At 73.8% G+C, this 15,954-nt stretch carries 7 protein-coding genes and 1 pseudogene; all 8 read right to left on the reverse strand.

The features are described 5' to 3' along the window. Positions 1-10,379: WXG100-like domain-containing protein (locus AAW13_RS27240; RefSeq protein ID WP_046734612.1), on the reverse strand; the 10,379-nt coding region annotated here is incomplete at its 3' end. Positions 10,380-10,389: 10 nt separating this feature from the next. Next, on the reverse strand, positions 10,390-10,767 hold the full coding sequence (locus tag AAW13_RS27245) for a WXG100 family type VII secretion target (RefSeq protein ID WP_046734613.1): 378 nt from the start codon (positions 10,765-10,767) through the stop codon (positions 10,390-10,392). After that, complete coding sequence (locus AAW13_RS27250; RefSeq protein WP_046734614.1) at positions 10,760-11,191, reverse strand: YbaB/EbfC family nucleoid-associated protein; 432 nt, start codon at positions 11,189-11,191, stop codon at positions 10,760-10,762. The genes AAW13_RS27245 and AAW13_RS27250 overlap by 8 nt, the downstream gene beginning before the upstream one ends. A 26-nt stretch (positions 11,192-11,217) precedes the next feature. Next, entirely contained in the window at positions 11,218-13,551 is a 2,334-nt protein-coding gene (locus AAW13_RS46055; RefSeq protein WP_052768771.1) for a WXG100 family type VII secretion target, read from the reverse strand. A 23-nt stretch (positions 13,552-13,574) separates the two neighbouring features. Next, a complete protein-coding gene (locus tag AAW13_RS27260) occupies positions 13,575-14,264 on the reverse strand; it encodes a hypothetical protein (RefSeq protein ID WP_046734615.1) in 690 nt (229 codons plus the stop codon). Between the two features lies 1 nt (position 14,265). Beyond that, on the reverse strand, positions 14,266-14,556 hold the full coding sequence (locus AAW13_RS27265) for a WXG100 family type VII secretion target (protein ID WP_046734616.1): 291 nt from the start codon (positions 14,554-14,556) through the stop codon (positions 14,266-14,268). Positions 14,557-14,601: 45 nt separating this feature from the next. Beyond that, positions 14,602-14,937, reverse strand: coding sequence for a WXG100 family type VII secretion target (locus AAW13_RS27270; RefSeq protein ID WP_052768772.1), 336 nt, complete (start codon positions 14,935-14,937; stop codon positions 14,602-14,604). A 127-nt stretch (positions 14,938-15,064) separates the two neighbouring features. Next, a pseudogene (locus tag AAW13_RS27275) lies at positions 15,065-15,954 on the reverse strand (hypothetical protein); the annotation flags it as partial.

Raw genomic sequence — 15,954 nt, forward strand, 5'->3', positions numbered from 1 at the left:
GGTGCGGGGCGGCGGGTGGGCGGGGTGGTGGGGGGCTTGGTCCAGTGGAAGACGTGGCCGGGTACGGAGCGGGGGGTGCCGTAGGGGCCGCTGTCGTCGTGGGGGTGCAGGGTGATGCGGACCGGCTGGCGCATCAGGGCCGTCCGGCCGGTGAGTTCCGCCTTGCCGGGTTCGGTGGGGGACTGGGCGTGCGGGAACGACGCGTCCGGGGTGGGGCGGTGCGGGGTGCCGGGCGTCCGGGTCACGGGGCGGGCGGAGTCGTAGGTCTGGTCGCGGGTGAGGCGGGTGGTGGAGAGGGGGACGGTGAGGACCGGGTCCTCGGTGAGGACCGCGAGGTCCAGGGGGGCGACGGACCAGTTGTAGGAGTCGGTGGCGGCGGTCGCCGACTCCTCCTTGACGGCGACGGAGAGTTCGTCGGCGGCGGCCTCGCGGTGGCCCAGTTCCTCGGCCGGGCCGATGGCCTCCATCGACACGGCCAGCGCGGCGCCCGGCACCCGGTAGGGGCTGTCCGGGTTGCCGAGCCGGTGGAAGAGCGCGGGCAGCGACTGGCCGGAGAACATCTGGCGGATCGCGAACTGCTCCTCCAGCGTGAGGCGTTGCTCCTGGCTCAGGTCATGGCCGGGGCCGAGCCGGGGGTCGGCGGTGAAGGTGGCCAGGAAACGGGTGACGGTGCCGGTCAGTTGCCGGGGGAGGGCGGTGTGGGCGGCCCAGCGGGCCATGCCGGCACCCTGGGCGAGGGCCCAGGAGTAGTAGGCGCCGGTCTGGCCCAGCACGCCGTCGCCCCAGGGCCGCGGTGCCGCCTGGAGCTGGACGGCGGTGTCGTGCAGTGCCTTGGTGTTGTCGAAGCCGACCAGGTCGTGCGCTCCGCGCAGGTCGTCCTGCCAGGCGTCGTACCGGGCGGGGTCGCGGATCCGGCCGAGTTCCAGGTCGAAGGGGTGGGTGGCCGCCGGGACCGGACCGGCCGGGTCGTCGGGGACGCGGGGGGCGCCGGGGTGGGGTGCGGCGGTCGCGGCCTCGGTGAGGGACTCCGGGACCCAGGCGGTGGCCGGCTGCGGCGCCACGGGCTCCGGCTCCTTCGGCAGGCGCATGAAACGGCCGGTCTCGGTGCGCCGGGTGACCGTCACCTCGTAGCTCATGTGCGTGGTGAACCGGGCGTTGGTGTCGCCGTAGCCGGAGGTCTTGTGACCGACGGTGGTGGTCACGCCGGACTCGGCGCTGCTGCCCCGGCCGCCCTCCAGCCCGCCGGCGGGGGTGACGGACGCCGAGTTGAGGTGCGGCACCGGGGGGCGTACGGACGCCCGCAGGTTGCCCTCGGCGCCGAGGGTGCCCTTGGCGCCGGCCTTGCCCTTGACCGTGTGGGCGGTGGTGACGTCACGGGTGAGGGGGCGGTCCGAGCGGGCACCGTCGTCCCGCCAGCCGTCGCCGACGCCGCGCACCAGCACCTCGGTGACGACGTGTCCGGCGCGTGTCACCTCGACGTGCCGGTCCAGGACGCCGGGGCCGACGAGCTCGTCGTAGCGGGCGGCGAGGGCGTCCGGCGAGTAGGTGTCGGCGAAGGGCAGGGCGGCCACCGGGAGGGCGTCGGCGTCCGGTCCGCGCAACTGCCGGTCGATCTCACGCAGGACGGCGTCGGTGTCGGGCAGCTCCACCAGGGCACCGCCCGAGACGCCCTGGTCCAGCAGGGTGGCGCGGAGTTCCGGGGGCGGGGCGGTGGCCGTCGTGGTGGCGCCGGTGCGCAGGCGGGTCACGTCCTCGTCGGAGAGGAGGACGTGGATCTCGTGGTCGCGGCGGACCGGGGGGCCCACGTGCGACGTGCCGGACGCCCCGGTGAGGCGCCCGGCGACGCTCAGTTCGACCGTGGCCCGGTAGACGTGCCAGGTGCCGGTGTGGCTGACCTTCCTGGTGGTGCTGGTCTGCTGCTTCAGGGTGTCGGCGGCGTCCCACTGGCCGCCGACCTTGAGCTTGCCGCCGCCCCGCACCTGGAAGGTGGTCGTCAGCGCGCCGGTCGCGGTCTCGGGGAACAGGCCGAAGTCCGGGCCGATGCCGCCCTTGACGGACAGCGACGTCTGGTCGGCGAGCGTGGTGGCCCCGCTCGCCTTCAGCTCCAGGTCGAGGGTGCCGTCCCCGGCCAGCGTCTCCTGGTAGGTCAGGTCCATCAGCCGGGTGCGCACCGACAGACCCACCGTGTCGGGGGACCGGCCGTCGCCGACGTGCCGGTCGAGCGTGTTGGCCCAGCCGGAGTGCGAGGCGGAGACCAGACCCGGCAGCTGGGCGTGGCCGGCCAGCGCCGCCACCGTCTCGTCGAGCCCGGGGTGCTGTGACTGTTCGGCGGCGGGCTCACGGGACTGGTAGGCCCGCTCCAGCGCGGTCCGCGCCTGCCGCTGGAACCCGGCCTCGTCGGCGATCCGCGTGACGGCGTGCAACTGGGGCAGCCGGGTGGGCCGCAGATGGCGGGGCGCGGTCGCCGACAGCTCCGGCCGGCGCACCTCGACCCGCAGCCGGTCGCCGGCCGCGAGGGGCACCTCGCGCACCGCGTCCGGCCCCCGGCCGTCGGCGGCGCGTGCGGCCGGCAGGGTGCCCGGCGGGTCCCCCGTCCGGTGCGGGGCGACCAGGACCCGGTACGTCACCGGGTAACTGAACGCGTCCGCCGGGCCCTTGTGCTGGAACGTCCGTTTGGCCTGCGTCTCGCCGGAGGCCACGGTCTGCCGGGACGGGCCGTACGAACCGTCGACACCGACGTTCCCGAACGCCCGCACGGTGTCCGGCGGGTTCAGCGCCCGGCGCAGGTTGCCGCTGACCCCCAGGGTGTGCTTGCCGCCCCGGGTGACCGCCTTGTCGGCGGCGTGCGCCCGGGTCACGGTGTCCTTCGAGGTGCCCGGCGCGGCCCCGTCGTGGTGCCCCGCCCCGAGGTCCGCCCGCACCACCACCTCGTAGGTACGACCGGGCAGCCCCGGCAGATGGGAGGCGTCCAGGGTGAGCCGGAAGGTGCCGTCGAGGAGGTGTCCGCCGTCGGCGCGCAGTCCGGACCGTGACACGCGCTCGCGCAGCAGCCGCTGGTTCTCCATGGCCTGCGGGGTGACCCGGCCCGTCCCGGCGCCGGGCGGTGGCAGGATGCCCGGCGCCAGCTCCCGCAGGCGCTCGGTGATGTGCTGCTCCAGCTGCCGTGAGCCGGGCACGTCGACGAAGGCGGTGCGCTGGGCGGTCAGGGGCGCACGCAGGCTGTCCGGGACCGGGCGGGTACCGGGGGTGCCGGGGGTGCCGTCGGCCGGGGCCGGGGTGTGGGTGTCGGTGGGGGGCGTGGGCGGGTGGTGCCGGACCCGGACGACCGTGCCGGTGCGCGGGGCCGGCGGGCGCTCCTCGTCGCGGCCGGCCACGGCGGCGGGTTCCGCGCGGACCTCGTGCAGGCCGTCCGTGCCCGGGGACAGCCGCTCCCGCAGCACCTCGAGCCGGAACCGTACGGCCGTGCTGACCAGGTCGGCGGTGCCCTTGTGCTCCAGGCTCCGCTCCAGCGAGAAGGTCTGCTTGCCCTTCTCCTGGTGGGCCAGGCTGTACGCGTAGGAGTAGCCGCCGGTGACCGTCAGCCAGGTCGATTCCCTCGTCGTGGTGCTCTGCGCCAGCCGCCGCGCACCGCCGCCGTTCAGGCCGAGGCCCCAGCCGGAGGTGTCGGTACGGCCCGTGGCGTGCTCGCCGGTCTCCTTGCCGGTGACGGTGTCCTTGTCGGCGACCGTGCCCTCGCGCGCCGACGCCCCCGCGACCAGGGTGAGCCGGAGCCAGGCGTGGCCGCCGCCGGTGAGGTCGAGCCGTTTCGAGGTCAGGCCCCAGCCGGCGGCGTGCTCGAAGCCGTCGACGACGTTCTTCGGGGACAGGAACTCCAGGATGTCGTTGTGCGCGGTGCCGCCGGGGCGGGCCTCGTCGGGCAGCAGGCCGAAGGCGTCCTCGTGCAGCGCGGCCAGGCCGGTGACGTCGAGGGGCCGGCCCTCGGCGTGGTCGGCGCGGTCGCTTTCCCAGCCGTCCCAGCGGTCGGCGCGGCCGTCCGCCGGGGCCGGCTCCGGGCGGGTGATCTCGGCCGTCACCTCGGCGGTGACGGGGGCGCCGGCGGGCCTGGGGAGCGGGCGGCCGTCGGGGCCGGTGACGTCCGCCTCGTAACGGAACCGGGAGACATAGGTGTCGGTGGGGCCGGTCAGCGAGGTCTTCGTGCCCGTCTCGGTACCCGTCTTCACCGAGGTGTCGGTCGCGTGCGTGGCACCGCCCGCCTTGACGGAGGGGGTGATCACGGCCAGCTGGTCCCCCCGGGAGCCGACCGGGCGGATCACGGTCGGGGCCAGGTCCAGACCCGCGTCCGAGGCGGTGAGCGCGGTCTTCTCCGGCGTGGCCGCGCGCTTGGCCTCGGCGGAGCGGTCGAAGCTCTTGCCCGCCCTCTCCTCGGCCGTCGCCTGCTCCGTCCGCAGGCGCCAGGGGGCGGGCCGGGCTGTGAGCACCACGTCGTGCAGGTCGCCGGCCACCCGGAGCTGGAAGCGCCGGCCGCCGTTGACCATCTGTTCGTGCCGGGTGCGGAAGTCGGCCGGGTCGAACTCCGCGTCGAGCTTCTGGATTACCTGGCGGTCGGTGCGGTGCGCGGCGGGCAGGGTCGCCAGCACCCGGGCGCGCAGGGCGTCCGGGCCGGGGGCCTCGGTGATCCGGATGCCGGCCAGCGACCGCAGATGCCGGTCGCGCAGTTCGGCGGGCGGACCGGGCGGCTCCGGGGGCGGTGCCGGATGATCCCCGGTGCCGGGGTCACCGGCCCGGCCGGACTCGTCGCCCCGGTTCGGCTCGTCGCCCGGCGGCCGAGGGGTCTCGGGATCACCCTCCGGCTCCACGACCACCGCCTCGGCCCCCTTGACACCGCCCCCGGACTCGACGAACGGCTCCACCAACGGGGGTTCCGTGAGTGGTTCGGCCGGGGGGAGTTCGGCGTGGGGTTCCGTGAGTGGTTCGGCCGGGAGGGGGTTCACGCGGGGCTCGGCCAGGCGGGGTTCGGCGTGGGGCGCCACACGCGCTTCTGCCAGGGGGAGTTCGGTGTGGGGCGCCACGCGCGCTTCCGCCAGGGGGAGTTCGGCGTGGGGCTCTGTGAGCGGTTCGGCCGGGGGGAGTTCCGCGCGGGGTTCCGTGAGTGGTTCGGCCAGGGGGAGTTCCGCGAGGGGTTCCGGGACCTTGAGGCGGAACTCGGCCGGGGCGTACACGAGTTCGGCGTCGTTCAGGCCGCGGCGGAAGCGCAGGAGGGGTTCGCCGCCCTCCCGGTGGGACTCCACGATCTTGCTGAAGATGCCCTTGCTGAACGGCGAGGCCGGCTCCCAGTCCATGTGCGCGCCGTGCATGACGGCCATGTCGTTGGCCATCATGGTGGCGACGACGTCGTCGTACGGCTCGCCCTTCAGCCGGGTACCGCCCGGCGTGCTGATGTCGAACACGTCATGGTCGCCGGTGATCTCCTTCCACTCCCCCTCGCCGTCCCGGCCGAGCACCAGGCCGTCCTCGACCTTGAACCGGTCCTCGGAGCGGAGCCGCTCCATGACGGGGGCGAGGGTCCTGAACTCCTCGGCCCGCTGCGCGTACCGCGCTTCCAGCCGCTTCCAGGTGGGCTCGTCGAGGTCGCCGCGGTCCGGCAGTACGGGCTCGAAGTAGCCGATCAGCCCACGGTGTTCGGCCTTGGCGCCCAGCCTGACGTCCAGGTCGTCGACTGACTTCGCCTTGATGTCCTTGGGCTTCGGCAGCTTCCCCTCTTCGAGCCAGCGGGCGGCCGTCGGGTTGGTGGGGCGGACGTCGATCCGGAGGTCGCGAGCGGCCGCGATGTCCTGGAACTTACGGTAGTTGGCCGTGGGCATGCCGTAGCGGGACCGGGCCTCGGTCTCCGTCACGGTGGTGTCGGAGAGGGCGCGCAGCTCGGCGAAACCGTCGGTGGTGGGGACCGCCGAGAGCGCCGGGTGGTCCGCGGACCGTTGCTCCTGGGACCGGGTGGGGCGGGTCATCGTCGCGGTGCCGTCGGACGACGAGACGACGTCCGCCTGCGGGGCGCGCGGCATGACCTCGTCGCCACCCGATCCGGCGGCGGCCTCCTGCTGGGCCCGCTCGGCCCAGTAGCGGTACTCGACGGTTCGGCGGGCCTGCCAGACGTGCGGCAGCAGCGGCAGGACGTTCTCCACGAACTGGCTGTACATCAGGGTGGCGCCGACGCCCTGGTAGGTCCTCGGGTCCTGGGACAGGAAGGAGTCGAAGGACGCCAGGTACTGGTCGACGTCGTACCCCGCGTGCCGGCTGTACTCCGGGAACTGCCTGATCTCCGACGTCACCTTCAAGTACCTGCGCCTGACCTCGGCCATCCGGTCCGCGTCGAACGCCGCCTGGTCCTGGCCGCGTCCGTCCAGCCCCAAATCCTCGCGGATCCGCTCCACGTCCGTGTGGGCGAATCCGTGTTCCTTGCCGTACGCCTCGATCGGCTTGCGGTACCAGGCGTTCGGGTCGGGCGGCTGGTAGGTGCCCCGCAGCTCGGGCTTCGGTTCGAGTTCCTTGGAGAGCCTGCCGGAGGCGGTGGGCGGATCCATGACGACGGTCCGCTCGTACCCCGGGGCCAGGCCGCCCTTGCGGGTTCTCCCGTCGTAGCGGGCGTGCCACGCCTCCATCCGGAGGGACCCGCTCGCGTCCCCCTCCTCCAGATAGCGGACCGGGTGCCCGATCAGCGCCGCGGCCTCCAGGTTGCCGGAGCGGAAGCCGAGGTGCTGGACGCCGTGCAGCCGGGCGAAATGGTCGTACAGCCGGAACTGGCCGGTGCGGGTGTCGCCGTCCCAGGCCTTCAGGTCGGGAGTGGGGTTCCGCCAGAAGCCGGTGAGGTCGTGGATGTGCTCGGTGCCCAGCTCCTCGCGCATCGCCCGGACCAGCTCGCCCCACTTGCCGGCCTTGGCCGGGTCGGGGTGGCGGTCACCTGTGATGATCACCGCCTTGTAGTCGCCGGCCAGGTTCCGCACGAGCTGGCGGATGCCCTCGAAGCTGGTGTCGTGCTCCATCCGGCTGCGCAGGTCGGACCACTGCGTGCCCTTGCCGGTGAACCGGGACCACAGGACCAGGACCTCCTTCTTGCCCTCCGGGATCCGCACCCCCCGCCCGGCCAGCCAGTCGGTGACCTCCGCGTCGCGGTGGTCCTCCAGATGCCACGCGTCACGGACGGCCGAGCGCCTCGCGTCGGAGAAGTGGCGGGCGACGTAGTCGGTGCCGCTGGTGACCCCCCACAGCTCCTTCTGCTCGTACATCTCCTCGAAGTACTTGTTGATTCCCCACTTGTCCTGGGCGATCCCGGCGGCCGCGTCGTTCAGCTGGTGCCAGACGTTGCCCTGTTCCAGCCGGGGCAGGTCGAGGGTCCAGATGCGGTCCTCGTCGATCCCGCTCTCCCGGTAGAACGCCTCGATGGCCCGGGACTTGTCCAGCACCGGGTCGTGCCCTGGCTGGCCGGGCCCGGGGCCGCGGGCGATCAGGACGTGCATGTCCGGCTCGGCGAGCAGCATCGCGAGGATGCCGAACTGGTCGCCGGAGGCGTAACCGGGCTGCATGACCATCGACTTCTCGGGCGAGTGGACCGCCGGCCGGAGGTCCTGGTGCATTCGCGGAGCCACGGCGGGACCGGGTTGTCCGCCGGACACGGAGTGGGTGCCGGTCGCGGGCCGGGTGGCGGCCGTGGGGCGGAGGGCGCGGCGGGCGGCGCCGAGGGGGTCGGAGACCGGGTCCACCCATGCGTGGCTGCGTTCCTGGCCCGTCGCGGCCTGCCGGGCCCGTGCCCACTCCGCGTCGTGCGGCGGGACGCCCTCGTCCGGGCGGGGGACGGACTCCGCCGGCACCCGGCCGGGCTCCGGGCCCGCGGCGGCCGGGTGTCCGGCCGCCGCGGGTTCGCCCAGGTCGCCGACGCCCGCGGCGATCAGCCGCAGATGGCGGTCGCGCAGCCCCGCCTGGCGCAGGCCCTCGGGTGCGGGAGCGCGGTAGTCGCCCTGGAGGCTGCCCTCGACGGCGGGACGGTGCGGGGTGTCCTGGTCGCGGTACTCGTCGCGCAGCCCGATCTGGTGGGCGATCTCGTGCGCGAAGTCGACGGGGTCCGCGTCCGGCCACCACGACCGCTGGTCCATGGCCCGGCCCCGGCCGACCAGGTCCACCGTCAGATGCGGTTCCTCGCCGGGCCGGGCGCGTACGACGGTGACGTGCAGGCGGTCGCCCGGCCGGTCGCCGTCGGGAAGGTGGTACGCGGGCGCGTTGAGGAACTGCTCGACGCCCTCGGACATCCGGTTCCACACGGCGTCGGTGTCGTGCCCCCGGCCGCCGTCGCGGAACGCCACCCGGATCGTCAGATCGGTGACCCGCTCGTTCCGGTACACGAACCGCCGGGCCTCGTAGCCGGACCGGACGACGAAGCGGGGCGTGCGGTCGAGCGTCATCCGGGGCGCCGGCCCCCGCACGGCCGCCCGGTGGCCGCCGGGGGGTGGGGCGGGTTCCGGGGTGGAACCCTGGGCCGGGGCGGCGGCCCGCCCGTCAGGTTCCGGGGTGGAACCCTGGGCCGGGGAGGCGGCCCGCCCGTCAGGTTCCGGGGAGGAGCCCTGGGCCGGGGCGGCGGATCGCCGGTCAGGAGCTGGTGCGCCGTGCGTGGTGGCGGCGGTCACGGGTGTCGCGGTTGTCGCGGGTGTCGTAGCGGGCCTGGTGGTGGCCGTGCCCGTGGTGGCGGTCTCGGACTCCGCCACGGCGGTGGCCGTACGCGGGGTGCCGCCGCCCTCGGTCCCGGTGGCTCCCGCGACGGCCGAGGCGGACGTGGTGGCGGTGGTGGACGCCGTGGGCCTGGCCGCACTCGGGGCGCCGGGGTTCTGCGTGGACCTGGTGGGCTCCGGGCCGGTCTGGGTGCGGGTGGTGGCGGACGGGGTGTTCGTCTCCGTCTGGCCGCGGACCGGGCTGCCGGGTGCGTCACGGGTGGACACGCCGCTCTCCGTACGGACGGACGACGCGGCCCCGGTCGTAGCCGTACCCGTGCTCGTGCCCGTGCCCCTACTCGTGCTCGTGCCCGTGGCCGTACCCGTGCTCGTGCTCGTGCTCGTGCCCGCACCCGTGCCCCGGCCCGTGCCCGTGCCTCTGCCGGTCTCGACGCCCGTGCTCCCCGTGGACGGACGGGCCGAGCCGGTTCCTGCTGCCGTGCCGCGGGTCTGGTTACCGGCCGCCGTACCGGTGCGGGAGGCGGACTCGCCGGCGGTATGCGGTGTGGTGGCGCTCGACGACGTGGACATGACGGTGGTCGTGAAGCCCGGCAGCTCCTGTTCGTGCCCGGGTTCGTGCCGGGCGACGACGGACGTGGAGGCGGAGCTGCTCGTGCTCGTGCCGTGTGCCGTCCCGGCCGTGTTCTTCCCGGTGACCGCCGTGCTCCCCGTCGGCTCCTTGAAGGTCCCGGTGCCGGACGACTGCTCCGTCTCCGTCTTCACGGCCGAGATCAGGCCGGGCAGGCCGCCGAGGGCGGACAGGCTGAGCTTGAGCGCGTTCGGCACGTTCACGTGCACGGGGTCCACCTCGACCGTGTCGCCCTTGCCGCCGAACCGCCGCTTGCCGCCACCGCCCAGCGCGCCCAGCGCCCCCGCGCTGATGGACGTGCCGAACTCGTCCTCCCCGCTGTGGTAGATGCCGTACATGATCCCTGAGGTGCCGATGCCGGTGGCCGCGCCGAGGATGCCCTTGCCGAGCAGCGAGTGCGCGAACTTCGGCGCGAGGACGCTGCCGACGCCGAAGAAGAGACCGCCCACGGCCCCGCCGATCGCGCCGGACACCACGGCGGAGACGGTGTTGTCGGTGGACCACTCGGTGCGGTCGCCCTTGAGGAACTGGATGGTCTGGACGGCGACGTCGAGGCCCACGTTGAGGGCGACACCGGTCGCGACCGAGATGAGCAGCCGGCGCAGGATCATCTTCACCGCGACCCGGGCCGCCGTGATGGCGAGCGGGATGACCTCGGGCGCGAAGAAGATCCATTCCGCGATCTGCGCGGCCAGCAGGATGAGCTGGCCGAGGATCATGTACTTGGAGTACTCGACCTGGACCGCGGTGTGCTTGCCGAGCTTGCCCAGCTGGCTCGCGGACTCGGCCATCTCCGGGAGGCTGGACTCCAGTTGGGTGACGAAGTCCCGGAACTCGTCGGCGACCTGGCCGCCCACGCTCTCCAGGACGCTGTTGCCGGACGCGCCGATCTGCCCGCTGATGCCCTTGAGTTCCTGTGCGGCGTCGTGCCACGCCTGGCCGAGGGCGTGCAGGTTGTCCTCGTCGCCCTTGGGCCAGGCCTGACCGACCGCCAGCCGGGCGACCCAGGCCAGCTCGGGGGGCATCTCGACGCTCATACCGTGGAGTTCACCGCCGGCCGCGGTGCGGAGTGGAGCCGTGGCCGCCCGTCGTCGTGGAGTCCGCCGTCGGCGTGACGGCGCGCAGTGCCTCCACGTTCGCCTCCTCGGTCCGGGCGAACCCCTTGGCCATGGTGCGGATGCCGTCGACCGTGCTGTCCAGCACGTTGCCGACGCCCGTGATGCCCTCGCTGAGCTGCCGCCTGGGCTCCGCGTACTGCTCCAGGAACTGCCGGCCGCTCTCGTCGTCGCCCCAGCACGCGCCGAGCGCCTCCAGCCGGCCGTCGAGCCTGGTGGCGACGGACCGGATCCGCGCGGCCAGCTCCTGCATCTGCGGCGCGGACTGGCCCAGCCGGGCGGTGTCCACGGAGAAGGTGCCGTCACTCATGGGTCTCTCCCTGGAAGCCGTGGTCGACGTAGTCACGGACCGGGTCCGGCATCGCCGGGTCCTCGGGCAGTACGGCGGCCGGGTCGACCCGGCCCTGGAGCAGGTCGGGCACGGTCACCCCGGGTGGCAACTGCTCCGCGAGCACCCCCGCGACGCCTTCCAGCGCCTCGGCCCTGGCCTGCCGCAGGGTGGTGAGGAGCACGTCGGCCAGTTCTTTCGGGGCCATCCGGCGGTAGGCGCCGGTGGGGAACTCGATGGCGGTGACCTCCCCCTGGGCACCGACAGTGATCTTCACCGTCTGCCGCGGGGCGGTCACGGTCGCGGTCGTCTCGTTGATCCGGCGCCGGGTTTCGGCGGCCTCGTCGCGCTGGCGGCGGTACTGCTCCAGCAGGTCCTCGATCTGCTGGTCGTACGGGCTGGGCACGGGAACTCGTCTCCTCTCGGGCCGGGTCAGAAGGTGGCGGTGGAGTCGCCGGGGACGGCGCCCCAGGTGCTCTGGTGCTGGACCAGCAGGTCCGCGATGCCACGGGCGGCCGGTTCCTCGTCCGGCTCCGCCGCCGCCTCCGGCTCCTCGGGTGCCTCGGGTTCGTCCGGTTCGGGGCCGCCGTCACCGCACACGGCCTCGCCGAGGACGGCGGTGCCGGTACCGGCCGGGGCCCCGGCGGCGGTGCGGTCCGGCTGCCAGGTGGTGCGCGGTTCGGCGGACTCGGCCCGCTCGGGGTCCGCCTCCCGCTCGCGGTCACCGCCCAGCGCCCACAGCAGGGGGACGAACGCGCCCGCGCCCGCCCCGGCCGCCTCCCACGCGGAGAAGTCCTCCTCGCCGTCCTCGCCGTTGTCGCTGTCGGGGTCCGCGGGAACCGGCAGTCCGTCGGACCCGACGGCGACCGGTGTCACGAGAGCGGCGCTCGCGGTCTCGGGCGCGGCGGTGTTCGTGGCCGGCCCGGCGGCGGTGGTGGCGCTGCTTTCGCTGCCGGTCTCGCCGGTCTCGCCGGTCTCGCCGGCCGCGGTGGTCGCGGTGGTCGCGGTGGTCTCGGTGGTCTCGGCGTCCGCGTCTGTGCCTGCCCGGGTGTTCGCGGTGGTGCGGGGCGCGGGGGCCGTGGTGGTGCCGAAGCCGGGCAGGTACGGCACGCCCGGCAGGGCCCCGGTGGGCGAGCCGGCCTCGTCCTCGCCGGACTCCTCCGTGCCGTCCCAGGGCTCGCTGTCCCCGTCGAGCAGCCCGGAGGCGTCGGTGCGTTCGCCGGCGCCGTCCCGGCCCGCGCCGGAGACACCGCCCGTACCGCCCATGGCCGGCAGGTACGGCATCCCGGCCGTGCCGAGGCCTTCGCCGCCGGCGGCCGCGCCCAGTTCCGAGCCGACCTCGTCGCCGGGGGCCTCCTCGCCCTCCCAGGGGTCCGCGCTGGAGTCGAGCAGCCCCGAGGCGTCCGTGGGCTCGGAGGTGAGACCGGCGCCGTTCGCCCCCGTGCCGCCCATCCCCGGCATGTACGGCATCCCGGAGGACGTCGCCAGTTGCGCGGGGGAGCCGGCCCCGGAGTCCAGGGCGTCGGTGAGGCCGCCGTCCAGGCCGTCGGTGAGGCCGTCACCCAGGCCGTCGCCCAGGCCGTCGTCGAGTCCGGTGTCGCCGAAGGCGGTGGGGTCGGCCGTGGACAGCCCGCCCAGCGAGCTCTCCCCGTCGGCCCCGAGACCGCTGCCGCCCAGCCCGGCCAGGCTGCCGAGACCGGGGAAGGAGAGCGGGTTGAGCGCGCTGTCGATGGCCGACGGGTCGAGGCTGCCCAGATCACCCAGGTCGCCGAGGTCGCCGAGGTCGCCGAGGTCTCCGGTGTCGCCGAGGCCCGAGCCGTCCAGGCCGAGATCGCCGGGGTACGCGGTCGGGTCGCCGGAGCCGTCCAGCCCGGCCAGATCCCCGACGCCGCCGATGCCGTCGCCGGTGCCGAGCCCGCTGTCCAGGCCGGTGTCGAGACCGGTGTCGGGGTAGCCGGAGAGGTCCGACAGGTTCCCGGTGTCGCCGAGGTCGCCGATGCCGGAGCCGTCACCAGGGCCGGTGTCGGTGTTCAGGCCGTCGTTCGGGTCCGGAAGGCCGTCGTCGCCGCCGGAGTCGTTCGGGTTGTCGGTCGGCGAGGTCACCGGGGTCGGGTTCACGATGGCGTCGGTGGTGACCTGGTAGGAGTGGGCCAGGCTCTTGAGCACGGCCCGCATGTCCTCGGTCATCATCGCGACGAGTTCGGGCTTCCGGCTGATCGGGATCAGCCCGTCCGACATCGGGGTGACGCCCATCGCGACGGCCTGGTCCGCGTACCAGGAATCGATCTCCTTGAGCTTGTTCTGCGCGCTCTGGAAGGCGATCGCGTTGTTCGCCAGCTGGTGCGGGACGGAGTGGTCGCCGGTCGAACCCCCGGACAGGACATCGGCGTTGGCCTTCACCTGCCGGGAGAAGTTGGTCATCATGTCGAGGAACGAGTCGGCGGCGCTGCCGCCCCACGGACCGTTGTCACCGGCCAGCGCCTTGGCCTGGTCGACCAGGCTCTTGGTGACGCCCTCCAGGGTCCGCTGGACGTGGAAGAAGGCGTTGGCCGCGTCCAGCAGCGACTGCGGGTTCGCGATGGCGCGGGCGTGGGCGAGGTTGGCGTCGGTGGAGACGCCGGACGACATGCCGTAGACGGCGGCCTTGATCTGCTTCCAGTCCCAGTTGTCGTAGTCCGTGACGCTTCCGGAGGACGAGCTGTCGGGATTCCCGAAGATCGTCCCGTCCTCGCCCTGGTGGAAGCCGCCGCTGTTGTAGTCCGGCACGTTCGCCCTCCCGCGGAGCCCGCCTAGGCGGTGGTGTTCGAGTTACCGGAACCGGTGTTGCCGTTGCCGGTGTTGCTGTTACCGGTGTTGCTGTTCGTGTTGCCGCTACCGGTGTTGGAGGTCATGCCGCTGCCGCCGTTGGACGTCATCATCGTGTTGAAGTCGGCGGTGGTCGTCGTGAAGGCGTCCGCGAGATCCTGGGCCGTCATGTTGTTGGCGTCCTCGGTCGTCGCGTACTTCCGGCTCAGTCCCCGTACGCCGTCCCGCAGGTCCGTCAGTCCCCGGACCAGGGCCGAGAGCGCGTCGCCGTAACTCTTCTTGAGCCCGTCGTCGGCGTTCGCGCCGTTCACGGTCGTCCGCATCTTGTTGGCGTGGTAGAAGGCGCCCGGTGCGACGGCGACATCGCTCAGACCGGTGGCCACGTCGCGCACCGGCTGGATCAGCAGGTCGATGTTGTTGGCGAACAGGTCCAGCGACGGCGTGCTGACCGAGGTCCCGTTGTGGCCGTCGCCGCCGGGCACCGGCGGGGGCACGAAGGGGTGCAGGTCGGAGAGGATCCCCGGGGCGTGCAGGACGTCCGTGCCGCCGTGGTAGTGGTGGTCGCCCGAACCGCCGCTGTTGCCGCCGCCGGTGTCGCTGTCGTCGCCGAAGTCGTTGTCGTTGACGTTCGGATCGCTGCTGCCGTGGTCGCTGTCGGCGTCCGTCTTCGCCATCTCACTGCTCCCAGAGGTTCACGCCGTGCCGCTCTCCCGCGTAGTAGGACTCGTTGATCTGGCCGAGGGCGTTGGTGGCGTTCTGGGCCTGGGTCACCATGTCGGCGGCGGCGGCGTCCCACTTGGCCTTGGCGATGTCGTACGTGGCGCGGGCGTCGCTGGTCCACTCGCTCAGGTGCACCTTGGCGCTGTCGTCCAGGTCGGTCAGCGCCGACTGGATCTTTCCGCTGATCGCGGTCATCTCACCGACCACGTACTCGACCTGGTTCATGTTGACGGTGTACGTAGGCATGGCTCGCTCCTCGTGTGGTGTGCGGTGGTGGCGCTGGGACGGGGGTCAGAAACCGGGCAGCGGGGTGGACATGCTCTTGTGCAGCTGGGTGGCCGCGTCCGAGGTGTGCTGGTGCGTGGTGTCGTAACTCCCGGTGTTGGCCTGGAGCTTCTGGAGCATCAGCTCCAACTGCTGCTTCACCGTGCCGAAGTCGGTGAGCCAGGTCTCCATGGCGCTCTGGAAGGTGCTGGAGGCGTCGCCGGTCCAGCTGGAGCGCAGCGCCTCGATCTGGCTCTGCATCTGGGTGTACGTGTTGTTGACCTCGTCCAGGGCGGTCTGGAAGCTGCCCTGGGCGATCCGCATGCCCGAAGTGTCGACCGATGTGTTCGTGTTGGCGGCCATGGCCGTTCCTCTCGTGCCGGGGACGTGGGGGTCGTCGTTCGTGATGGTGGTCCGGGGCGGCGCCGGCCAGGGGCCGGATGCCGGACTCGCTGCCCCACCGGCCGTGATTTTCTGTCCCTGCGGCCCCTCAGCCGGCCACCAGCGCCGCCGCCGACGGGAGTTCGCCCGCCAGGTCGGCGAGGGTCAGCACGGGGGCGTTCGCGCGTGCGGCGATCCGGTCCGCCAGCCGGTGCGCGCCGTACGCCCCGAACGCCGGGTCCTGCGCGGCGAGCGCCGCGTGGACGTCGTCGCGCACCTCGAAGCCGAGGACCGCGAGCCGACGCCGGGTCAGCTCGGCGAGGCCCGCTCCGGTCCACGCGGGCAGCCGCAGGTACTCGGCGAACGTCCCGGCCAGGTCGGTACGGGTGCGCAGCAGTTCCATCAGGCGTGGGGCGCCGCCGCAGAGCACCAGCACCGCGCCCCGTGGGCCGCGGGCCGCCGTCTGCGCGGTCAACGCGTCGAGGATCGCGTGCCGTTCGGCCTCCGGCCGGGAGCCGAAGGCGGGGTCCGCCGTCACCGTCAGCAGGCCGCCGGCCGCGCGCCGGAACGCGTCGGCGAGGTACGCGCGCGGCTGCGTGGGCCAGCGGGCGGGGACGGCCGACAGCGGTACGTGGGTGAGCGCGCCGGAGGCGACGATGCCGAGCTCGGCCAGTGCTCTGCCGTACGCGGCGGCCACGGCTCGGCGGCCGCTGCCCGGAGGGCCCTCCAGCACCACGTCCGCGAGGCCTGCGGTGCCGTCGTTCAGGTTGCCGAGGGTGTTCAGGTGGGCGGCGAGGGCGTCGGTGACCGGGGTGAGGCCGGTGAGGGCGGTGAGGTGACGCACGGCCTCGGCTTCGCCCTCGGCCCCCGTGTTCCCACCCGCACCACCCGTGACAGTTTCGTCGTCGGGTGCGGGTGGCCCCGGCGGGGCGAAATCACCGTCGGCGGCCGCGGCGACAGGGGCGGGGGTGGTGACGGGGGTGGGGGCTGTGAAGGGGG

The organism is Streptomyces humi, assembly GCF_001005085.2.
GTDB classification, from domain to species: Bacteria; Actinomycetota; Actinomycetes; order Streptomycetales; family Streptomycetaceae; genus Streptomyces; species Streptomyces humi.

Coding starts and splice junctions, on each gene's coding strand:
- AAW13_RS27245 (WP_046734613.1), bottom strand. CDS start 10,767: ATGAGTGACGGCACCTTCTCCGTGGACACCGCCCGGCTGGGCCAGTCC.
- AAW13_RS27260 (WP_046734615.1), bottom strand. CDS start 14,264: ATGGCGAAGACGGACGCCGACAGCGACCACGGCAGCAGCGATCCGAAC.
- AAW13_RS27265 (WP_046734616.1), bottom strand. CDS start 14,556: ATGCCTACGTACACCGTCAACATGAACCAGGTCGAGTACGTGGTCGGT.
- AAW13_RS27270 (WP_052768772.1), bottom strand. CDS start 14,937: ATGGCCGCCAACACGAACACATCGGTCGACACTTCGGGCATGCGGATC.